This window comes from Megasphaera sp. AM44-1BH (assembly GCF_003467125.1).
In the GTDB taxonomy this organism is placed as follows: Bacteria; Bacillota; Negativicutes; order Veillonellales; family Megasphaeraceae; genus Megasphaera.
This window is the reverse complement of the sequence record NZ_QSFA01000011.1, coordinates 38,047-58,504: the sequence shown is the minus strand read 5'-3', so window position 1 is coordinate 58,504 and position 20,458 is coordinate 38,047. Positions and strand designations below refer to the sequence as shown.

Below are 20,458 nucleotides of genomic sequence, written 5' to 3'. Positions count from 1 at the left end.
ATCCTCCTCTGCCCTGGGGCGTATTAAATGTACTGGTCCTGAACCAGTGAATTATTGATATATACTTTGACTCTCGTACGGCCTGTCCCACTGACGCTCTTGCTGATACTGTCCCCGCCAGACTGATTCCGGTCATAGACGACACGGGACCCATTATCATCGCTGACGACAATCTGGACATGCTGGCTGGAAGCACCAGACGGAACGCTGATATTGACCATACCCGTATGAGTCGTACCGGCCTGTTCCTGATTATTGGCGTTGGGATCGGCTGCCGGCGCTGCTGCCGGGTATTCAACAGACAAATCGACGGAATCGCCCTGCTGGGACTGACCCGTAACTTTCGCCTGGCTCTGGTCTTTGGAGCTGTCGAGATTGGAAATATTTCCGACATTATAACCTGCATCCTGCAGGGCTTTAATTGCCGCGTCAAGGCTCATGCCCGATGTATCCGGCAGTGCCTTGGTCTGTTTCGTTTCATCGCTGCTCTTTCGGCAGACCACGAGGTTGATTTTCGTACCCTTTTCTACTTTATTAGGCGATTTGGGGCTCTGACTGATGATATGTCCATTTTCGACAGAATCACTGGCTTCATACTTGACCTTACCAATGGAAAGGCCTATTTCTTTCAGGATTTTTTCTGCCTCATCCATCGTCAGCCCTTTCAGATCCGGGATCAGCACTTCTTCTCCCTTATTGCCCTTGCTGACTGTCAGATGGATCGTCCGCTGTGCTTTGACGACAGCACCACCTGACGGAGTCTGACTGATGACTTCACCAATTGGCACATCGGAGCTTTCCACTTCTTTGACAGACACATCGAGATTTTTCTTCTTCAATATACTCTTGGCGATTTCCACCTGTTTTCCCGTCACATCGGGTACGGTGATATTTTCTGTACTCCAGAAGTTACCGAAGGAGAAAAAGGCCCAGGCAAAAGTCGCTACAAATACCAGCATCATCCCGATAATAATAGATTTTTTGGAATGATTGCTGATTGAATCGACAAAACGGGCAATAATGCCCTTCTTTCTGGGTTCCTGCCGTTCTTTCAGCGGCTGCAGTTTCTGCGTATTAAAATTATTTTTGATAATCGGCGGTGCGCCCTTGGCCTTATTAGTATTGACAAATCCCTGGGCCATTCGCAGTTCCGACATCATTTCTGTAACAGACTGGAACCGGTCGTCCGGATTCTTGGCCATGGCCTTCAGTATGCATCGTTCTACCAGCTGCGGGATCCGGCGGTTGTACTTGCTCGGCAGGGGGATATCGTCCTGCACATGCTGCAGGGCCACACTGATAGCCGTATCTCCTTCAAAGGGGACGACGCCGGTCATCATTTCATACATGACGACGCCGAGGGAATAAATATCCGTCCGTTCATCGATTTTACCACCGCTGGCCTGTTCCGGTGAAAAATAATGAACCGATCCAAGAACAGAGTTATCCCCTTTATTAGTCGCACTGGAATTAATGGCTCTGGCAATGCCAAAATCGGCCACTTTGATCCGCCCGGTTTCTGTCACCAGGATATTGTGCGGTTTGATATCACAATGGACAATCCCGTTCGCATGGGCGTGTTCCAATGCTTCGCCAATATCAAAAGTAATCTGGATAGACGTATTGATTGGCAGATGTCCATGTTTTTCAATATATTCCTTCAGTGTTTCGCCGCGCACATATTCCATAACGATATAATGCGCATTTTCGTCGTAACCGACGTCATATATATTTACAATATTGGGATGGGACAATTTGGCCGCAGCCTGGGCTTCCTGACGGAAGCGCACGACGAAATCGTGATCACTGGCATATTTGCTATGCAGGACCTTGACCGCGACAATACGGTCCAGGAGGATATCCTGTGCCTTGTACACGCTGGCCATGCCGCCGCTACCCACTTTTTCCAATATCTTATATCGATTGTCTAAGATATGACCAATCATTTCTGATTTCCACCACTTTCATAGCAGGTATCTGTTCACTCAACGGTTTTAAGTACAGCTGTCACATTATCTTTTGCACCATTTTCATACACACGGTCAAATAACGTATTAATGATTTCCCGTTCACTGAGTGCTGTATTCCCCAGTGCCTCACATAATTCTTCCTGGCTGACAAAAGAGGTTAATCCGTCAGAACAAAGGAGCAGCCGGTCACCATGATGTATCTGGAAAATTCCGCTGTCTACTAATAAATTGCGGTCAACGCCGACGGCACGGGTAAGAACATGCCGCTTCGGATGATCCTTGGCTTCTTCTTCTGTGATTTTTCCTTTTTCCATCAGGACCTGTACAATCGTATGGTCTTTCGAGATTTGCTGCAATTCATGATCATGATACAGATAAATCCGGCTGTCGCCGACATGTGCCCAGAAAGCCCGTTCGCCCGATAAGGTCACTAACGATACAGTCGTTCCCATCCCCTTCAGCGACGGATCAATCATCGTCTTGCTGAGAATGCAGGAATTGGCATATTGAACGGCTTTTTCCAATTGTACGGGAGCTGTAAATGTGTAATTATCAAAATAATAGGCAATCGCTTTAACAGCTGTCTTGCTGGCTATTTCGCCACCAACGTATCCGCCCATGCCATCGGCAACGGCCAATACATCCTGATCAGCACTGATATAGTATGAATCTTCATTGACTTTGCGCACCAGGCCTATTTTAGATTCACCATATGTTCCCAAATTCTCACGTCCTCTCGACGGTGCGTATACTCTATACTCCTATAATACATAGCATATCTGAAGAATGCTGTCAATTGCTTCTTACGGATTCAGATGCTTTATGCGCAACTGTCCGCAGGCAGCCTGGATTTTACTGCCCATTTCCCGGCGCAGTGTGACCGACAGACCATGGCGCTGCAGTGTTTCCACAAAATCCTGTATAGCTTTATGACCGGGCCGGTATAATCCTACATCATAGTTATCATTAATAGGGATGGCATTGACTAATACATTCTTGCCTCCCAGTAAATCAATGAGACCGCGGGCACAGGCAGAATTACAGTTCACATCTTTGATCAGGATATATTCAAAGGTGACCTTCCGCCCTGTTTCCTGGAAATAATGGTCTGCTGCTTCCAGTACCTTTTCCAGAGGATACTGCTGTGCAATAGGCATAATCTGCCTGCGCAGTTCATCTGTCGGCGCATGGAGGGAAACAGCCAGCGTAATGGGCATCTGTTCCGCTGCCAGATCGTACATGCGGGGAACAATACCTGACGTAGAAAGAGTCATATTGCGATATCCAAGATAAAAAGTATCCTTTTCGTGAATCAGCCGCATAAATTTGATGACAGCATCATAATTCAGCAGCGGTTCACCAGTTCCCATGAGCACGATGGAATGGAGGTCTGCCGTCACATATTTCCGGAATGCCAGGAGCTGGGATATCATTTCTCCCGTTGTCAGATTGCGGACAAAACCATTTTTAGCTGATGCACAGAAAGCACAATTTACGGCACAGCCTACCTGGGATGACAGACAGATCGAATTGCCGTAGGGATGGCGCATGAGTACAGTTTCCACGGTGTTGCCATCAAAAAGCCTCAACAGCAACTTGACGGTCCCATCAGGCGCATCCAGCCGGGACACGACATCAGGAATATAGAGCGGTGCTTTCTCCTGGAGATACTCTCTGTCTTTTTGCGGAAGCAGGCGCATATCCTGCCATTGCCAGATATTATCCTTATACAAGTAATGAAAAATCTGACTGGCCCGGAACTGCTTCATGCCATTCGTTTCCAGAAAATGACGCAATTCCTTTTCTGTCATGCTCAAAATATCAGTCACAATGTTCTTCCTTTCTCAGACGTGCGATAAAGAAACCATCCATCCCATCATCCTGCGGCAGGAGCTGGATGAATGGACCGGACTTATTGAGTCCGCAGAGAGTACCGATGTTTTCTGCCTTGTATTCCTGATGATTCTGCAGGAAATTCTGGACAACCTGACTGTTTTCCCCATCATTCATCGTGCAGGTACTATAGACAAGAACACCACCTGGCCGGACGCAGGCAGCTGCGCTTTCCAGAATACGGCTCTGCAGTGCAGGCAGTTTCTGCAAGTCCTCTGCCCGTTTCCGCCAGCGCAGATCCAGTTTGCGCCTAAGGACACCAAGACCGGAGCAGGGTGCGTCTACCAGTACCCGGTCGGCCTTTCCTCTATACTTTTCGCCGATGGTACAGGCATCCTGCAACAAGGTCCGTACATTGGCAAGGTGCAACGTACGGGCATTGCTTTCAATGAGTTTCAGTTTATGTTCATAGATATCACAGCCATAGACGGTAGTATCCGGGCCGGCCAGGGCCGCTATATGGGTCGTCTTGCCTCCTGGGGCCGCGCAGACGTCAAAAATGAGTTCATGAGGCTGCGGATCCAGTGCATGGGCGACGAGCTGGGACGGTTCATCCTGTATCATGGCCAGTCCGTCATGGATTTCCTGCAAATCCTGAATGCCCGGATTATCCTTAAGATAAATTCCTTCCGGCGCAAAAGAGGCCGCCACAGCCTCTAGTCCCCGCTGGGAAAACCGCTGCAACAGTTCATCACGGCTGATACGCTGTGTGTTCGTCCTCAGACACAGGTCGGGAATAGAATCGAAGTACTGGCAAATACGTACCGAGTCATCTGTACCATACTCATGAATCCATTTTTTGACCAGCCACAGGGGCTGATGATACGTCAGAGACAGATGAAGCGGAGCATCTTCAGCAAGACCGGGAATCTGGAATTCCAAGCGGCGGCGGATACTATTCCGTAACAGGGCATTGACAAAGCCAGCCATACCGCGGTTGCCAAAACGCCGTGCCATCTTGACCGCTTCATTGCAAGCCGCCGATTCGGGTATTTTGGACATACCAAATATCTGATATAATCCCATGCGTAAAATGACCAGACACACAGGGTCAAGCTTTTTGATGGTACGGGAACTCAGCTTTTCAATGATCCAGTCCAGATAATTCAGATAGCGGATGGTTCCATAAACCAGTTCCGTATAAAAACGGCGGTCCCTGTCCGTCATATGGTCTTTCTGAATCGTCCTGGAGACGACGATATTGCTATATCCATCATCTTTACATATGGTGAGTAAACTGTGAAATGCTGTTTCGCGTACGTTCATAATCTTCTCCTGTCAGTCGTTCTAAAAGCCGGCACAGGACCGGTACATCTACTTGAGTATTAAAACATGGACCATAGGGTCTTTCATTTAAAAGGCCTAAGACGGGAAGCGGAAGGACGTCTTCCATGCCGCTGATGAGATCCCGCTCACAGGCAATAGCCACGATGGCCCTGGGGCGCAATGTGCCAACGAGCTGTCTGGCCTGGGTCCCGCCGGACGCAACGGCCAGATGGGCGCCCAGACTGCGGGAAACAGCCAGCAGACTGCCAATCGTACAATGACCGCACTGCCGGCAGTTATCTACACAGCGCGTTATTTTATGGGGACACTGATCCCATTGCAGGCAATGAGGTGCCAGAATCAGTACCTGTTCTGCAGGAATACGCAGATTCTGTTTCAGGACCAGTCCGTTTAAAAATTGTATATAAGAGCGGGCCAGCATCTCTTTCCGCGTATCCGTCCAGGCAAGCTTCCGCATCACCGGATAAAGAAATCCAATGTACTGCAGGAGAATCTGCCGGATCCGTACAGGCTGTTCCCACGACGTGAAACCAAGCATCAGAAGCAGCAGAAACAACAATCCCGTTCCGCATAGGAGGAGTCCAAAGAAGATATCCACTGCCAGTGCCATATCGGATATGTAATACGCCAGCCCCGGTTTCATCACAGCCCATACCAGCCATAAACAGACAGCCGTAACACCGGCGGCCAGTGCGGCATAGCCGAGGAAGAAATTCATCTCTTTGGCCATATGGCACATCTCTCCTTATAACATGCTGCCAACGGTCAGATGGCACCCCTGCAGGAATTGTGCCGTCGCCATACGTTTACGGCTTTCCGGCTGTACTTCCCGAATACGCAGGGCATCGCAGCCGGTCTGTACGGTAATATAGGTTTTCGTGACTTCAATAATCGTCCCCGGTTCGGCTTCCGTACCTGGAACGACATCGGCTGCCCATAGTTTCAGGCGGTGTCCTTCATGAAGGATATAGGCACCCGGATGAGGGTCCAGTGTGCGTATAAGCCGTTCAATGACGACAGCCGGCTGGGAAAAATCGATATGAGTCATTTCTTTTGTAATTTTTGCCGTATAGGTCGCTTTCGATTCGTCCTGGCTCTGTGCTGCCGCTTCATAGGCAGGCAGGTCTTTCAGTACTGGAATCAGCGTTTCAGCACCGACAATAGCCAGTTTATCAAATAACGTGCCCGTCGTTTCCTTGGCATCGAGGACGATTTCTGCCTTTTTCAGCATTTTCCCCGTGTCCATACCTTCGTCCAGCATCATAATCGTGACGCCGCTGGTCCGTACCCCATCCTTGATGGCATACTGTATAGGAGCTGCCCCCCTGTATGCCGGCAGGAGCGAGCCATGTACATTCAGGCATCCATACCGGGGAATATCGAGGATTGCCTTTGGAAGAATTTTGCCATACGCAATGACGACGATGACATCAGGTTTCAGGTCAGCCAGCCCTGCAATGATATCGGGGTCTTTCAGAGTTTGTGGCTGAAACACAGGGATTCCCAGCTTTTCCGCACATTCTTTGACAGGAGAAGCCGATACTTTTTTGCCCCGTCCCCGCTGCTTGTCCGGCTGCGTGTAAACAGCCCGGATCGTAAAACCGGCAGCATGAATCGCTTTCAGCGACGGGACAGAAAAATCAGGCGTACCCATAAAGACGATTTGTAATGGTTCCATTATTCTTCTACTTTCCGCAAGTTCGTTGCTTTTTCAATAAACAGGGTTCCCACGAGATGATCCATTTCATGCTGGAAAATCCGGGCCAGAAATCCTTCTGGTTCATATACGATAACTTTGCCATGACGGTTCAGGGCCCGTACCTTGATACGCTGGCTCCGCTTTACGTCGCCGTAATATCCGGGAACGCTGAGACAGCCTTCAGGACCATCCTGCAATTCTTCTGATGCTTCCAATAATTCCGGGTTGATCAGTTCGATGAGGCCATTACCGTCATCGAGGACAATCATCTGCAGAGATTTGCCAATCTGCGGAGCTGCCAGCCCGACGCCTTCTGCTTCATACATGGTTTCTGCCATATCATTCAGTAATCGTTTTGTATTTTTCGTAATAGTCTTGACCGGAGCAGCCGTTTCTTTTAAAATCGGCGCACCTGCTTTGACAATTTTTAAGAGTGCCATAATACCCACCTCAATACATAGTAATAATACAATTCTGTTGCTCATAAAAACTATTCATATTCATTATAACAGCTTTCTTTTGAAAGGAACAGGTCTTTCAGCCCATGCTGTCTACATCGAGGATAACACCGGGACGCCAGAATTCCCGTTTCGTGCGGATAAACTCTTTCACTGATGCCAGATCCGGTCCTTTCAATAAAATAACAATGCGGTATTTATTCCGCACTTTTTTGATGATATCGACAAAGGGACCGATGACGGCCGTGTCACTGCCACTTTCACTATGCCAGTTCTGCAGCAGGAGGGACAGTGTATTTCCCGTATCCCACAAGGCTTTTTCATTCTCATCAGTAATGACGATTTTCAATATCTGATGAAATGGCGGATACAACAGTTCCTTCCGGTACTGTATTTCCTGTGCATAAAAGGCCGCATAGTCCTGCCGCTGTGCACATTGAATGACATAATGTTCCGGCGCATAGGTCTGCATGACGACCCGTCCGGGAATCGTGCCGCGCCCGGCACGGCCGGCAGCCTGGGTCAGCAGCTGGAATGTCCGTTCCCCCGCCCAGTAGGCCGGCAGATTGAGCAGACTGTCCGCAGCCAGTATCCCCACGGCACTGACATCGGCAAAATCATGCCCCTTGGCGACCATCTGGGTTCCCAGTAAAATATCATATTCATGACGCCGGAAGGCTTCAATAATATGGTCACCACTATTCTTACGGGCCGTTGTATCCTGATCAAGGCGGACAATCCGGGCATGGGGAAATTGTTCCCGAAGCTGTTCTTCTACTTTTTCCGTACCCGTTCCGAAAAATTTGATATATTTGCTACCACAGGCCGGACACCGCAGGGGAACCGGCTTTTCCGCATCACAGTAATGACAGCGCAGCCGGTCCTGCTGTTTATGGTAGACCATAGCGACATCACAGGTGTCACACTTGACAACGTAGCCGCATTTACGGCACATGACAAACGTAGAAAATCCACGACGATTCAACAAGATAATCGCCTGCTGCTTCTGCTGCAGCGTTTCCTGCAAGAGGTCTGTCATGGCATCTGATATGACGCGCCGGTTGCCGCGGGCCAGTTCTTCCCGCATATCAACGACCTGCACCGACGGCAGCGGCCGGTTGAGCACGCGCTGCGTCAATTCCAGGAGTACGTACTGACCGGTCTGTGTCCGGTAATAATCGGCAATAGACGGGGTAGCGCTTCCCAGCAGGACGGGGCAGCCATAATACGCAGCCCGCCTGCGCGCCACTTCGACAGCATGATACCGCGGTGACTCTTCCTGTTTATAGGAGCTGTCGTGTTCTTCATCGACGATGACCAGTCCCAGGGAGCGGACTGCCGTAAAGACGGCCGAACGGGCGCCGATACAGATATGGCTCTCCCCATTTGCCATACGCAGCCAGTTATTCCGCCGTTCCCCTTTAGACAACTGACTGTGCATGACAACGACATCATTGCCAAAGCGGCGGATAAACCGGCGTACAATCTGCCCGGTCAGGGCGATTTCCGGAACGAGGACCAGTACCTGTTCCCCTTTTTGGAGTACATCTTCTGTCAGCTGCATATACACTTCCGTCTTGCCACTGCCCGTGACGCCGTGAAGGACATAGGTGCATCCGTCCCTGTCGTTCCGCACCGCATCAACAGCCCGCTGCTGTTCTTCCGTAAGCGTAAACGGAACATCTCCTTTGAGCGGATGTGTCAGGTCCCTGGTCTGACTCAGCTTTTCTTCCATCACAGCACATCCACTCTGGCACAGGTGCAGCAGAACATCCCGCGAATACCCCTTGCGGATCCAGTATGAGAAAGGAGCGGATCGGACACGTTTCAGTTCTTCCAGCAAAGCCGCCTGCCTGGGGCGCCGTTTCAGGATACCCGCCGTATCGTCGGACTGGAAGGCCAGCCATTTTTCCGTTTTATCGGCAATCTGATTCTGGAGATAATCCTCCTGGACCAGCTGGTTCTGCCGGATCATTTGCTCCACACAATCAGGAGCAAACCGGCGGCACACCTGCTTTTTTTCTGCCGGACTATGGTCCTTCACATAGGCTGCTATGCTCTTCTCTTCCTCTGTCACGGCCGGTTCAGGGCCCGGGCGGACATAAACCCGCCGGGTAATGCCCTTTTTTTCAATCATGAAAAGCCGCAGCGCATCTGCCAGCCCGCAAAGATAATACTGGCTGATCCACAAGGCGGTCTGAATCATTTCGTCCCGGAACCCGGCCTGTGATGATAACAGAGAAAGGACAGGCTTCAGCTGATACTGACGGTCACTATCCCGTTCTTCCCGTACAGCCAGTACAATCCCTTCTTCCCGGCGCGGACCGAAAGGGACGAGAACACGGGATCCGGTACGTACGGGAAGACCATCGGGAATGACGTAGGAAAACGTCTGTTGTACTTGTTTGGCCGTTATATTGATGATAATATCTGCTACCATATGGGTACACTCCCTTCCATATCTGCCGCTTCCCCCGGATCAGCGGATAAACTGGCTGAATACATAATTTCCATAGGCCAGTCCCAGGCTGGTGAGACGACAGCCACGCTCTGTCTGTTCCAGCAGCCCTTGTGCCATCAGCCGTTCCACCACTTTGCCAAACTCTGATTCCACCGAGACGCCGAAACGGCGGGCAAAGTCATCATATAGGATGCCATCACGCATACGCAATGCGAGAAAACAATAATCTTCCTGTGCCCGTTTTGTATCAATAATGACGGATTCCGCCAGTACAGATTGTCTGCCGGCGTCACGGATATACTGAGGAATATTGGCAATGTGCGCTGTCCGTACACTGCCATCAAATGAATGAGCCGAAACGCCGAATCCCAGGTAGGGTACATAAGTCCAATACTTGACATTATGACGGGACCGCCGTCCCGGACGGGCATAGCTAGAAATCTCATAATGGTCAAAACCATGCGCATCAAAAGCCTGATGGACTAAAGACGCCATGGCATCTACCTGTTCATCCGGCGGCAACGATACTGCACCGGTTGTCACATCATGATGCAGGCAGGTGCCCTGTTCCAGAATCAGGCTGTATACGGAGGTATGACACAGGGGAAGCTGAAAAAGCTGCTCCAAATCATCGGATACCATCTGCAGAGTCTGTCCGGGCAGGCCATACATCAGATCGGCAGACAGATTGTCAAAACCAGCCCGCACTGCATATTCCACTGCCTCTACAGCCTGACGGCGTGAATGAATCCGTCCCAGAGAGTGCAGAAGCTGCGGCTGGAAACTCTGTATACCCATGCTCAGCCGGTTGATCCCCAGCCTGCGCAGTTGTTTCAGATAGTCTCCGTCCAGACTGTCCGGATTGCCTTCCAGTGTGATCTCCGCATGGGAATCGACGACAAAATGCTGTGTCACCGCCTGCAGAACGGATGCAATCTGAGGAATGGTCAATAGCGACGGTGTGCCGCCGCCAAAATAAATCGTATCGACAGCGAGGCCCTCCCGGGGAGAAGTGCTGATTTCCCGGCAGAGGGCCTCCGTATAAGCCGGTATATACGATTCTACTCCGCCATAAGAGGGAAAATCGCAATATCGGCACTTATGACGGCAGAACGGAATATGAATATACAGACCTGTCATTATTTTTCATCTACCTGTAATACGGCCATAAAGGCTTCCTGAGGGATTTCAACACTGCCAACCTGCTTCATGCGTTTCTTCCCTTCCTTCTGTTTTTCCAGAAGTTTGCGCTTACGGGAAATATCACCGCCATAACATTTGGCCAGTACGTCTTTGCGCAAAGCCGCTACATTTTCCCGGGCAATGATTTTATTGCCGATAGCAGCCTGGATAGGAATCTGGAAAAGCTGCCGCGGGATGAGGCTGCGGAGTTTTTCTACCAGAGCCCGGCCACGGCGGGCTGCAAATTCTTTATGTACGATGACGCTCAGCGCATCGACCACTTCCCCGTTGATCAGGATATCCATCTTCACCATAGGTGATGCTTGATACCCATTGAGCTCATAATCCAGAGAAGCATATCCCCGCGTCGAAGATTTCAACGTATCAAAATAATCATACAGTATTTCACACAACGGCAGATTATACACGACGGAAACCCGGGTTTCATCGAGATAATCCATGGTCAGATACTGACCGCGCCGGTTCTGGGAAATTTCCATGACCGTCCCTACCATATCTTTCGGGATGATGATGGTCGTCTTGACAAAGGGTTCTTCGATATGATCAATTTTCGTCATATCCGGCATAAGAGATGGATTATCGACGGCGACCATCGTGCCATCTGTGCAATATACATGATAAATAACCGACGGAGCCGTCGTAATCAGAGACAGACCATACTCCCGTTCCAGCCGTTCCTTGACGACGTCCATATGGAGAAGTCCCAGGAAGCCGCAGCGGAACCCGAATCCCAGAGCCGTCGATGTTTCCGGTTCAAATAACAGGGCCGCATCATTGAGATGCAGTTTTTCCAGGGCATCCCGCAGATTATCATAATCATTGGTTTCTACAGGGTAAAGCCCGCAATATACCATAGGCGTCGCCTTGCGGTATCCCGGCAGTGGTTCTGCTGCCGGACGGTCCGCCAGCGTGACCGTATCACCGACGCGGCAATCGCGGACATTTTTCATGCTCGCCGCCAGATAGCCGACACTGCCGCATTCAAGGGACGCGACGGGGTGCATCTGGGGAATAAAGACGCCTGTTTCTGTCACTTCAAATTCCATCCCGCTGGACATCATGCGGATCCGGTCCCCTGTTTTGAGACTACCTTCCATGATGCGGATATTGGCAATGGCTCCTTTGTACGAATCAAAATGTGAATCGAAAATCAGGGCCCGCAGCGGCTTATCCGGTGCATCTTCTGGTGCCGGAATCCGCTGTACGATGGCTTCGAGCACCTTATCGACACCAAGCCCTGTTTTGGCACTGACTTCAATAGCATCACTGGCATCGAGGCCGATGACATCTTCTATCTCTTTGCGCACCCGTTCGGGGTCTGCACTGGGAAGGTCGATTTTATTGATGATCGGGATGATTTCCAGGTCATGTTCCAGAGCCAGGTATACGTTGGCCAGCGTCTGTGCTTCTACGCCCTGGGTCGCATCGACGATCAGGAGTGCCCCGTCACAGGCAGCCAGGCTGCGGGATACTTCATAATTAAAGTCAACATGCCCCGGCGTATCAATCAGATTCAGCGTATACTGATGACCGTCTTTGGCATCATAAATCAGGCGGGCCGACTGGGCTTTGATCGTTATGCCCCGTTCCCGTTCCAGATCCATCGTATCCAGGAGCTGGTCTTCCATTTCTCTTTTGGAAACGGTACCGGTCATTTCCAGAAGCCGGTCTGCCAGCGTCGATTTGCCATGGTCAATGTGTGCAATAATTGAAAAATTACGGATATATTTAGTTGCCACGTTCATTACTCCTCTAGCATTAAATAATGACACCACCGCCGAGAACCCGTTCTCCCGTTTCCCGGTCATACAATACCAGTGCCTGTCCGGCCGTCACAGCCCGCTGCGGCGTGTCAAATACGACGCGCATCGTATCCTTGCCGGGATACACCGTACAAGGAGATTCTTTGGCAGCATAACGTATCTTTCCCAATGCTGCAAACGTCCCCTGCGGCCGGCCTTCCACCCACGAGAGGTCCCGGGCCCGGACTTCTGTACGGAACAAATCCGTTTCTGAACCGACGATGACCTGGTTGCGTTTCACATCGAGTGCGACGACATAATACGGACCTCCGGGACCGCCGAGATGCAGGCCACGGCGCTGGCCGATAGTATAACAGGGAATGCCCTGATGACGTCCGACAACATGGCCGTGTACATCAACGAAATTCCCCGGTTTAAAGCATTGCGGGACCCGCTTCTTTAAAAAACCTTTATAATCATTATCGGGAATAAAGCATATATCCTGGCTTTCCGGCTTATTGAAAACAGGAAGCCCGAATTGTTTTGCCAGTTCCCGCGTCTGTACTTTTTCCAGTTCTGCCATGGGAAATACAATATGTGGCAGCAAATCCTGTGTCAACTGATACAGGACGTATGACTGATCTTTGCGCCGGTCCGTTCCCCGCAGCAGTTCATAAATGCCACGCGCTTCATTATACACAATGCGGGCATAATGGCCCGTTGCCAGGTATTGGGCGCCAAATTGCTGCGCCTGCTGCCAGAGCAGGCCGAATTTAATACATTTATTGCAGGCGATGCATGGATTGGGGGTCTGTCCTTTTACATAGGACTGGACAAAATAATCGATGACATCGTTATGGAATAATTCTCTATAATCCAGGGTATAATGGGGAATGCCAATGACAGAAGCCACTGCCTTGGCATCATCAACGGCAGACAGAGAACAGCAGGAATGAACATTTTCGACTGCCGGGCAGGATGGATCTTCTTCCCATAAACGCAGCGTAATGCCAATGACATCGTAGCCCTGTTCCTTCAGGAGCGCTGCCGTTACAGAACTATCGACACCGCCGCTCATAGCCACGGCGACACATTTCGTCATAATCTATACTCCTTTTCTAAGAGGTCTGGTAATATCCCGGATGGCTTGTATAGTCTTCCTGACCTCTTCGACTGTATTTTCCGGACCAAAGGACATGCGGATACTACTGCGGAGCCATTTATCATCAGTTCCCATAGCCATCAGCACATGGGAAGGCTCAACAGCACCGGCTTCGCAGGCCGAGCCGGCCGACACGGCAATTCCCTGCCGGTCCAGGGCAATCAAAAGGACCGGACTTTCCATACCGTCTACACTGAAATCAATGATGTTGGGCAAAGATCCGGATAACGTGCCATTGAGATGCAATATCCCGTTACCTTCAATCATCTCGTGATACACCAGATTTTTTAACATACGGACTTTTTCGATTCGTTCCGGCCGTTCCGCTTCAAGCAGGGCTGCAGCCATACCAAATCCGACGATGCCGGCTACATTTTCGGTTCCCGCACGCAGCCGGTGCTCCTGCGGTCCCCCATGGGCCTCTGAAGCCAGCTGTATTCCCTTGCGGATATACAAAGCGCCCATTCCTTTTGGTCCATATATTTTATGGCTGCACACAGTCAGCAGATCAATGCCGTCCTCTATAGGATGTACCGGCAGATAGCCAAAGGCCTGGACGGCATCGACGTGAAACACGATATCATGTTCCCTGGCTATAGCCCCTAGTTTCTGTACAGGCTGTACCGTGCCGGTCTCATTATTGGCATACATGATGGAAATGAGTACCGTATCGGGACGGATTGCCTGTCGTAACGTTTCCGGACAGACGCGGCCATCAGAATCAACGGGAAGCACGGTCAGGGAATATCCTTCTGCCTCCAATGCCCTGAACGTATTCAGCACAGCCTGATGCTCCACAGCAGACGTAATCAAGTGACCACCATGGGGATGATTGGCCCGCAGGTAACCTTGTATGGCCAGATTATCTGCTTCCGTGCCGCCGCTGGTAAATACCACATCACCGGCTGCAACGCCCAGGCAATGAGCAAGCTGTCGTCGTGCCAGCTGTACAGCCGCACGGGCCTGCTGCCCAAAATAATGCAGGCTGGACGGATTTCCATATTGACTTGTCAGATACGGCATCATGGCAGTCAGCACCCTCTGATCCAGAGGAGTTGCCGCTGCATGATCCAGATAGATACGTTCCATCATCGCGTCAACTCCATTTTTAGCCTATTGTATATAATACCATATATAGATACACGTTGCCAGTAAAAATATGACAAGAACCTGCCAGTCCGGGCTTGAAATAATTTTTAATTCGTGATATTATATGAAAGTACGTTATATGACATGCGCCTATAGCTCAGGGGATAGAGCACCGGTCTCCGGAACCGGGTGCGAAGGTTCGAATCCTTCTAGGCGCACCACAGTAAACAAGCGGTTTCACAGCGATGTGATGCCGCTTGTTTTTTACTTTGCCGCTTATTTTTGCCGCTTATTACATTGAAACTACGTAAAAATAAATATAATTGCATGTAAATAGTAATGTAGAACAAACAAAGAAATCCCATCAAACCAGTGCATACTGACTTGACGGGATTTCTTTATTTTAGCTGTCATTCAGTTTTTGTTGTAGTGCTCTTGTTCAGCACCAATTTTGCCAGCCAAATCATGCCGTTGATTAACAGCGGCAACACAAATTTATCACGAATCGCATTCCAGCCGGTTTCAGACGCGGCCTGTGCCTGTACCTGCTCTACAAATTTATCCGCTACCGCTTCGATTGCCGGCATACCATCATTGATTAAGCTGGCTGTCAGCTGGTCTTTTGCCGCTTCAGCCACTTCATTAACATCTAATGCAGACACTAATCCATCACGTACTTCTGTCCATTTGCTCATGATTCATTCCTCCATATATACAATAAACACAATAATATATAGCATTTTAAATACCGAGACAATCACCACCTTTCAGAGTGACAGATAATGATCACCTCCCAGTATTAACATAAACTGCACTGATAATCTGTAATTCCTCTTGCAATGGCTGCAGCTAATTCATCCGACCGGGTAGCCAGCAGATCTGCATCATCGTCATTGTCAATAAACGCCGTCTCTACGAGTACTGCAGGCATATCCGTATGTTTGAGCACGATAAGCTGGGGCATCTCTTTGACGCCACGGTCTACCGTGCCCAGGGCATTTACAATCTGGCGCTGGATGAAGACGGCCAATGCTCCTCCGTCAGACAGACGTTTATAGCATTCTACTTCCGTGCCTTGTGCAAGCGTATTAGCGGCATTGCAATGGATGCTCACGAAAACGTCTGCTCCCCAGTCGTTGGCATCTGCGCAAACAGCAACGGGGCGGTCGTCGTGGTCGCTGTCATAGTAAAGATTATCGGACTGCAGGAGCCGGCATTCACATCCGGCCGCTTCGAGGTATTCTTTTACTTTTGCCCCGATTTTTGCGGCTACGTCACACTCTCTGAGGTCTACCGTACCATCCGTGGCAGTATGTACGGCGCCGCTGTCATACTCTAAATCGTGGCCGGGATTAATGTACACTTTCATCGTCATTCCTCCTATTCGTCGTAGCGGCGGTCTTGATATTGCCACCGATATAGCCGAGTAGCCCGCTGGCAATGCTCATAGCCAGTTCATTTTGATCATAAAAAATGGCCAGCACCAGCGCTACGACGAGACCGATGATGACCGTTAAATCCACGATATTGATTTTATCAATCATAGGCATCACCTACATACGCGACAGCACCGACGTAAGTACTGACGCAAAAATCCCAACTACTGTCACACTTGTGCCTAGTGTCCAGCAGATGTCACGTTTTAAGTCATCGATTCGATGATGTGCCGATTTGCCGGATTCAATCGCTTGCACGACTTCTCTGTTTAGCTCTGTTAACTGCTGCTCGATTCGATCTAATTTTACTGCCAATTCGCTTTCATTCATTCTGCGCCTCGATTCTTTCTTTCAGTGCATTAATGCGGCTCATCTCTTCTGCAAAGATATTTTCCTGACCAATTTCAATGGCCATATTTTTTATTAGTTTGCTCTGCATCTTGATGATTTCGCACTGCACGTCAATAATTTCAATCAGCGACATAGTCTTCGCTCGTAATCGTCTTATATTCGTCAGCCGTAATTTTTTCTTTCACGACTGCATTCTTGACCATTTTTTTCGTCCACCATCCGGCTTCATACCAGCCCTTGATTTTTGCGTACCATTTACTCATCGTTTTCGCCTCCTTCCGCCATATTTGTCGTTTCTGTTGTCGGCAGGTCTACGCCGCTCATCATTGCGACATACGCCGTTTGTGCTACGCTCTGATCGAGCTGAGAGCGCAGGGCTCGGTTTGTTGTTTCCGCCTTCTGTAAGCGCTCTTCCATTGTGATTGCTTTAAACATCTTCATCCCTCCATAGATTTCTATAATATTCATACATCTTTTTGATGACGTTATAATTGTTGCCATGCTCGGCATGAGCGGCCCAACATCGCAGGCTTACCTCGGCTGTATCGCGTGGCAGCTTGCCAGCTTTGATGAGCTTGACCATCTTCTTGAGCTTTCTGCGCTCGTGATAGATTTTGTCCTTATTCAGCGTGACGAGTATCTTGCCAGACGGCTTGACGCGCATCCGGAAACCGAGCCATTTGAAGCCGCGTGACACAGGCACGACACGGCACTTCTTCGGGTGCAGTTGTAATCGGTATCTGATTTCTTCCACGCGAGGAGCAGTGATTTGACTTTATCGAGCTGCGCCGTCCACGTCGCAATATTGATGCGTTTCTTCGGCTTGCTCGTCGTGTCGATGTGACGCAAGCCACTGAAAAGCTTGAAAGCGGTATCCATCGCGGCGCTGAGTGCCGCAATGTCAGCAACGGCTTTCTGCTGATACGTGCGCCGGAGTGTCGCGCTCTCGCGGTCATTGACGTAGACTGAGTTCGCTTTTGCGATATGCATCTTTGCTTGCACGGCTACATCAATAATCTGCTGTGTCAGACACCAGCGGTAGCGCTTTGGAAAGCGTCTTTCGTCGGTGCAAATTAGTATCGTGTAGCATGCGAGTGTATCGGCTTCGACAAGCACGCTGAGCGGCGTGGTCGTGCGCTTTGATTTCGGTATAGCCATTTCTCTTCTCCTCTATCCATCCGCCGCCGAGGGGCGGCGGATTTATTGATTATTCGATGCGGCAAGCCGGGGCGACGCCGTTCCAGCTGTACGCGCTGTTGAACCACCAGGTGCGACCGCCATCGGTGACGCGCACGCAGTACGCAAGATCGCAGTGCGGCGACCGTTCCCACCAGGACCATTCCGTTGAGGTCCCCTGTTTGTACTTGCGGCGGTTATCGTCTTGTTCGGCATTTGTTCCTGTTTTGCCATCGCGGCGGAATTTCGTGTAGTAATCCCAGACGACCGTATCTTCGATGTCCTGCACGGCCGAGCCGGGATTAGAGTAGAAGTTATTGCCACCATTGAGATTGACCATCGCCGGCAAGAAGAAGTAGTCCTGTGTCGTTTCGTGACCGCCGGCGTCACTGATTTTATTGATGTCCGTGATGAGGTTCGACTTTGCGACGACGGCGAGGAAATCGGCATCGAGGTCATTCATAAAGCCCGCCCATGTCGCATAATGCTCAGGTCGGTCAAAATCATTGCGCGGGCTCCACCATGCACCCGCGCCTGCTTTGCTGTTGAGCCATTGTCTGAGTCCAGACTGGCTCCAGCGGTTGTAGCCATAGCAGACGCGCTGCGCATGATTGACCGTGCCAAGTGTCGCAAGGTCTGTGCCATTGGTGCCCTCTGTAAGCGTGACCGTCTCAAGCGCTGTCGTGTCCGCCGGCGTCGAGTATGTCGCGATGCCGAGCGGAGCAAGGCTCGTATTCCAGTCCATCCCTTTTGCAAAATTGATTTGGCCGCCAGCTGGCACAGCTTTTGTCGTCGTAAACTGCCAGCTCTTTGTCCAGCCAGATTTGCTAGAGTCTGTCCAATTCGGGTCCGTAATGCCGGACGTGGACGTCGTAAAATGGTACGTGCCTGCCGGAAGTTCTGTCTTCGTGCAGAAAATCGCCTCACGCGAGTCAAACTCCATTGTGTCCATTGGCAAGCAGTCGTGCGTCTGCAAGATGACGTAGTTGCCGCCCGTCTCTTCGACATCGCCGATATGCACGATATCCCATGTTAATGTCGTGTCTCCTTTTTTGCATTGGAGCTGGTCGCCTACACTGTAGTATGTGCGGATGCCGCCGGCACGGCAAAGGTTGCGGAATCCCTCCCATGACCTTACTGCCGATTCTCCAGCTGTTTTAAAATGATTCCTAAAAATATCGTTTTGTGATTCAATGGCCGCGGCGATGCGCGTGTAGTCTTCGCGCCGCGGAAAATTTACAATATCTGTTGCCATGTTTCATCCTCCTTACTGTGTCGTAATGACGAGATCCAGGCCGCCATCCTCGGTGTTAATTGCTAGACTCACGCTGTCCGTGATGGCCAGAATCTCCTTTTCTTTGATAGCATTCGCTGTCGCTTCCGCTTGCTGGGCGTATGTCTGGGCCGCGTTCTTTGCGTCTACTGCCGCGCTGGATGCCGCTTTTGTGTCAGCCAGGTTGGTTTGTAGCTGCTCTGCTACACCCTGGTCCCACACAGTGTCGATGTCCTCATATCGGGCGTCGCTGTCTCCGGTGTTTACTTTGACGCTTGTCTTTCCGTCGGGCTTTTTGACAAAGAGCAATTCGCCCGGGCGTATGGCCGGGTTGTATTTCTCCCATTCTGCTGCGGTTGCGATGGAGTGCTGTATGCGAGAGTAGCCGCCGGTTCCTTCCGTTGTTGTATCTGCCATGTGTCCTCACCTCCTTTATCTCGATGCCATGGCCGCCGGGCCTGCGCCGACAATGAAATTCGCAATCGTCATGTACTCCGGCGGCGGTCCTACGATGTCGTAGCGCATGGCGCGATACATCCTTTCTACGCTGACCTGCACGTCAGCTATCGCGGAATGCGATGCGGCAGCCGCGGCGGCCTGATTAGATGCGGTGGTGGCACTCAAGGCTGCGTCTGTAGCGCTGCTTTTTGCTTTGCTGGCATAATCTGCCGCACTACTCATCGCGGCCTGAGCGTAGCTATCGCTTGTAGATGCATCAGCTGCGCTTTTTGCCGCAGCGGTAGCGAAGTCAATGGCTTTGGCGGAATTTTCCTGTGTCAGCGCAACAAGCTCTTCGGCGGTCTTTGGTAGTACCAATTCGACAATTGCTTTACTCGTCGTGACGATGCGCACATGGAAAACCATCTGTACATTATTACCGTCAGTCTTACATGCAATGTAGCCAGGCATGCTGTCATAGCAAACCCCGTAAAGGATTTCTTTGTCAGTACTGTCTTGCGCGAAAACGCCTAGCTCTGTCGCTTCATAGCCAGAGTTTACTGCTTCGCTTGTCAGGGATGCAGTGAGTAAGCACGTGCGCACATCGCCGACGTCCTCTGTCGTGATGCTCGTGATGACCATCGTATTCTGCGGTGCAAAGAGCGCCGATCGTGCGGCATAATCATCGACGGTATTTGCCAGCCCGCTGCCGAGCTGCATCTTTGTCAGCTTGAGCGTGAGCTTGCCAGCTTCGACATCTGCCATGAGCTTTGCTCCGGCATTCGTCAGCGCGTAGCCACTCGAAAAATTTGACATGCTG

General features: G+C 50.5%; 22 protein-coding genes and 1 tRNA gene. 1 reads left to right on the top strand and 22 read right to left on the bottom strand.

Annotated features, from left to right (window positions below; translation table 11 throughout):
- Positions 1-23 precede the first annotated feature (23 nt).
- The 12 genes from pknB to DW949_RS08425 all read right to left on the bottom strand — a co-directional run bounded on the left by pknB (position 24) and on the right by DW949_RS08425 (position 14,967).
- Positions 24-1,946, bottom strand: a complete 1,923-nt coding sequence (gene pknB / locus DW949_RS08480; RefSeq protein WP_118022799.1) for a Stk1 family PASTA domain-containing Ser/Thr kinase — start codon at positions 1,944-1,946, stop codon at positions 24-26.
- Positions 1,947-1,981: 35 nt separating this feature from the next.
- On the bottom strand, positions 1,982-2,692 hold the full coding sequence (locus tag DW949_RS08475; protein WP_118022798.1) for a Stp1/IreP family PP2C-type Ser/Thr phosphatase: 711 nt from the start codon (positions 2,690-2,692) through the stop codon (positions 1,982-1,984).
- An 81-nt stretch (positions 2,693-2,773) separates the two neighbouring features.
- Entirely contained in the window at positions 2,774-3,799 is a 1,026-nt protein-coding gene (rlmN, locus tag DW949_RS08470) for a 23S rRNA (adenine(2503)-C(2))-methyltransferase RlmN (protein WP_118022797.1), read from the bottom strand.
- Complete coding sequence (rsmB, locus tag DW949_RS08465) at positions 3,792-5,129, bottom strand: 16S rRNA (cytosine(967)-C(5))-methyltransferase RsmB (protein WP_118022796.1); 1,338 nt, start codon at positions 5,127-5,129, stop codon at positions 3,792-3,794. The genes rlmN and rsmB overlap by 8 nt, the downstream gene beginning before the upstream one ends.
- Positions 5,083-5,880, bottom strand: a complete 798-nt coding sequence (locus DW949_RS08460; RefSeq protein WP_158570662.1) for a DUF116 domain-containing protein — start codon at positions 5,878-5,880, stop codon at positions 5,083-5,085. The genes rsmB and DW949_RS08460 overlap by 47 nt, the downstream gene beginning before the upstream one ends.
- A 15-nt stretch (positions 5,881-5,895) precedes the next feature.
- Positions 5,896-6,828, bottom strand: coding sequence for a methionyl-tRNA formyltransferase (gene fmt, locus DW949_RS08455; RefSeq protein WP_118022794.1), 933 nt, complete (start codon positions 6,826-6,828; stop codon positions 5,896-5,898).
- A complete protein-coding gene (gene def / locus DW949_RS08450) occupies positions 6,828-7,289 on the bottom strand; it encodes a peptide deformylase (RefSeq protein WP_118022793.1) in 462 nt (153 codons plus the stop codon). The genes fmt and def overlap by 1 nt, the downstream gene beginning before the upstream one ends.
- A 97-nt stretch (positions 7,290-7,386) precedes the next feature.
- Complete coding sequence (gene priA / locus DW949_RS08445) at positions 7,387-9,747, bottom strand: primosomal protein N' (protein WP_118022792.1); 2,361 nt, start codon at positions 9,745-9,747, stop codon at positions 7,387-7,389.
- A gap of 39 nt (positions 9,748-9,786) precedes the next feature.
- Positions 9,787-10,908, bottom strand: coding sequence for a radical SAM family heme chaperone HemW (gene hemW, locus DW949_RS08440; RefSeq protein ID WP_199595824.1), 1,122 nt, complete (start codon positions 10,906-10,908; stop codon positions 9,787-9,789).
- Entirely contained in the window at positions 10,908-12,710 is a 1,803-nt protein-coding gene (gene lepA / locus DW949_RS08435) for a translation elongation factor 4 (protein WP_118022790.1), read from the bottom strand. The genes hemW and lepA overlap by 1 nt, the downstream gene beginning before the upstream one ends.
- Positions 12,711-12,729: 19 nt before the next feature.
- Complete coding sequence (mnmA, locus tag DW949_RS08430) at positions 12,730-13,815, bottom strand: tRNA 2-thiouridine(34) synthase MnmA (protein ID WP_118022789.1); 1,086 nt, start codon at positions 13,813-13,815, stop codon at positions 12,730-12,732.
- 3 nt (positions 13,816-13,818) lie between these two features.
- On the bottom strand, positions 13,819-14,967 hold the full coding sequence (locus tag DW949_RS08425) for a cysteine desulfurase family protein (protein WP_233539543.1): 1,149 nt from the start codon (positions 14,965-14,967) through the stop codon (positions 13,819-13,821).
- A 143-nt stretch (positions 14,968-15,110) separates the two neighbouring features.
- Here DW949_RS08425 and DW949_RS08420 point away from each other — a divergent pair.
- Positions 15,111-15,185, top strand: a tRNA-Arg gene (locus DW949_RS08420).
- 189 nt (positions 15,186-15,374) lie between these two features.
- Here DW949_RS08420 and DW949_RS08415 read toward each other — a convergent pair.
- From DW949_RS08415 to DW949_RS08365, 10 genes are all read right to left on the bottom strand, one after another.
- Positions 15,375-15,659 (bottom strand): hypothetical protein, encoded by a 285-nt coding sequence (locus tag DW949_RS08415; RefSeq protein WP_118022788.1) that lies wholly within the window; start codon positions 15,657-15,659, stop codon positions 15,375-15,377.
- A gap of 104 nt (positions 15,660-15,763) precedes the next feature.
- Entirely contained in the window at positions 15,764-16,333 is a 570-nt protein-coding gene (locus DW949_RS08410) for an N-acetylmuramoyl-L-alanine amidase (RefSeq protein WP_118022787.1), read from the bottom strand.
- Entirely contained in the window at positions 16,317-16,508 is a 192-nt protein-coding gene (locus tag DW949_RS08405; RefSeq protein ID WP_118022786.1) for a hypothetical protein, read from the bottom strand. The genes DW949_RS08410 and DW949_RS08405 overlap by 17 nt, the downstream gene beginning before the upstream one ends.
- Positions 16,509-16,722: 214 nt before the next feature.
- Positions 16,723-16,884, bottom strand: a complete 162-nt coding sequence (locus DW949_RS13645; RefSeq protein WP_158570661.1) for a hypothetical protein — start codon at positions 16,882-16,884, stop codon at positions 16,723-16,725.
- Complete coding sequence (locus DW949_RS08395; RefSeq protein ID WP_118022784.1) at positions 16,871-17,014, bottom strand: XkdX family protein; 144 nt, start codon at positions 17,012-17,014, stop codon at positions 16,871-16,873. The genes DW949_RS13645 and DW949_RS08395 overlap by 14 nt, the downstream gene beginning before the upstream one ends.
- Positions 17,007-17,186 (bottom strand): hypothetical protein, encoded by a 180-nt coding sequence (locus tag DW949_RS08390; RefSeq protein ID WP_118022783.1) that lies wholly within the window; start codon positions 17,184-17,186, stop codon positions 17,007-17,009. Before DW949_RS08390 ends, DW949_RS08395 begins: the two co-directional genes overlap by 8 nt.
- A gap of 189 nt (positions 17,187-17,375) precedes the next feature.
- Positions 17,376-17,909, bottom strand: a complete 534-nt coding sequence (locus DW949_RS08380) for a hypothetical protein (protein ID WP_233539542.1) — start codon at positions 17,907-17,909, stop codon at positions 17,376-17,378.
- 49 nt (positions 17,910-17,958) lie between these two features.
- Entirely contained in the window at positions 17,959-19,182 is a 1,224-nt protein-coding gene (locus tag DW949_RS08375; protein WP_118022782.1) for a DUF6273 domain-containing protein, read from the bottom strand.
- Positions 19,183-19,194: 12 nt separating this feature from the next.
- Positions 19,195-19,617, bottom strand: a complete 423-nt coding sequence (locus DW949_RS08370) for a hypothetical protein (RefSeq protein WP_118022781.1) — start codon at positions 19,615-19,617, stop codon at positions 19,195-19,197.
- Positions 19,618-19,632: 15 nt separating this feature from the next.
- Positions 19,633-20,454, bottom strand: coding sequence for a hypothetical protein (locus DW949_RS08365; RefSeq protein ID WP_118022780.1), 822 nt, complete (start codon positions 20,452-20,454; stop codon positions 19,633-19,635).
- Positions 20,455-20,458: the final 4 nt, after the last annotated feature.

What these genes read in the sequence shown, in the direction of transcription:
- pknB (WP_118022799.1), bottom strand. Translation starts at nt 1,946, where the DNA reads ATGATTGGTCATATCTTAGACAATCGATATAAGATATTGGAAAAAGTG.
- rsmB (WP_118022796.1), bottom strand. Translation starts at nt 5,129, where the DNA reads ATGAACGTACGCGAAACAGCATTTCACAGTTTACTCACCATATGTAAA.
- DW949_RS08460 (WP_158570662.1), bottom strand. Translation starts at nt 5,880, where the DNA reads ATGGCCAAAGAGATGAATTTCTTCCTCGGCTATGCCGCACTGGCCGCC.
- fmt (WP_118022794.1), bottom strand. Translation starts at nt 6,828, where the DNA reads ATGGAACCATTACAAATCGTCTTTATGGGTACGCCTGATTTTTCTGTC.
- def (WP_118022793.1), bottom strand. Translation starts at nt 7,289, where the DNA reads ATGGCACTCTTAAAAATTGTCAAAGCAGGTGCGCCGATTTTAAAAGAA.
- priA (WP_118022792.1), bottom strand. Translation starts at nt 9,747, where the DNA reads ATGGTAGCAGATATTATCATCAATATAACGGCCAAACAAGTACAACAG.
- hemW (WP_199595824.1), bottom strand. Translation starts at nt 10,908, where the DNA reads ATGACAGGTCTGTATATTCATATTCCGTTCTGCCGTCATAAGTGCCGA.
- mnmA (WP_118022789.1), bottom strand. Translation starts at nt 13,815, where the DNA reads ATGACGAAATGTGTCGCCGTGGCTATGAGCGGCGGTGTCGATAGTTCT.
- DW949_RS08425 (WP_233539543.1), bottom strand. Translation starts at nt 14,967, where the DNA reads ATGATGGAACGTATCTATCTGGATCATGCAGCGGCAACTCCTCTGGAT.
- DW949_RS08415 (WP_118022788.1), bottom strand. Translation starts at nt 15,659, where the DNA reads ATGAGCAAATGGACAGAAGTACGTGATGGATTAGTGTCTGCATTAGAT.
- DW949_RS08410 (WP_118022787.1), bottom strand. Translation starts at nt 16,333, where the DNA reads ATGAAAGTGTACATTAATCCCGGCCACGATTTAGAGTATGACAGCGGC.
- DW949_RS08405 (WP_118022786.1), bottom strand. Translation starts at nt 16,508, where the DNA reads ATGATTGATAAAATCAATATCGTGGATTTAACGGTCATCATCGGTCTC.
- DW949_RS13645 (WP_158570661.1), bottom strand. Translation starts at nt 16,884, where the DNA reads ATGTCGCTGATTGAAATTATTGACGTGCAGTGCGAAATCATCAAGATG.
- DW949_RS08395 (WP_118022784.1), bottom strand. Translation starts at nt 17,014, where the DNA reads ATGAGTAAATGGTACGCAAAAATCAAGGGCTGGTATGAAGCCGGATGG.
- DW949_RS08390 (WP_118022783.1), bottom strand. Translation starts at nt 17,186, where the DNA reads ATGTTTAAAGCAATCACAATGGAAGAGCGCTTACAGAAGGCGGAAACA.
- DW949_RS08380 (WP_233539542.1), bottom strand. Translation starts at nt 17,909, where the DNA reads ATGGCTATACCGAAATCAAAGCGCACGACCACGCCGCTCAGCGTGCTT.
- DW949_RS08375 (WP_118022782.1), bottom strand. Translation starts at nt 19,182, where the DNA reads ATGGCAACAGATATTGTAAATTTTCCGCGGCGCGAAGACTACACGCGC.
- DW949_RS08370 (WP_118022781.1), bottom strand. Translation starts at nt 19,617, where the DNA reads ATGGCAGATACAACAACGGAAGGAACCGGCGGCTACTCTCGCATACAG.
- DW949_RS08365 (WP_118022780.1), bottom strand. Translation starts at nt 20,454, where the DNA reads ATGTCAAATTTTTCGAGTGGCTACGCGCTGACGAATGCCGGAGCAAAG.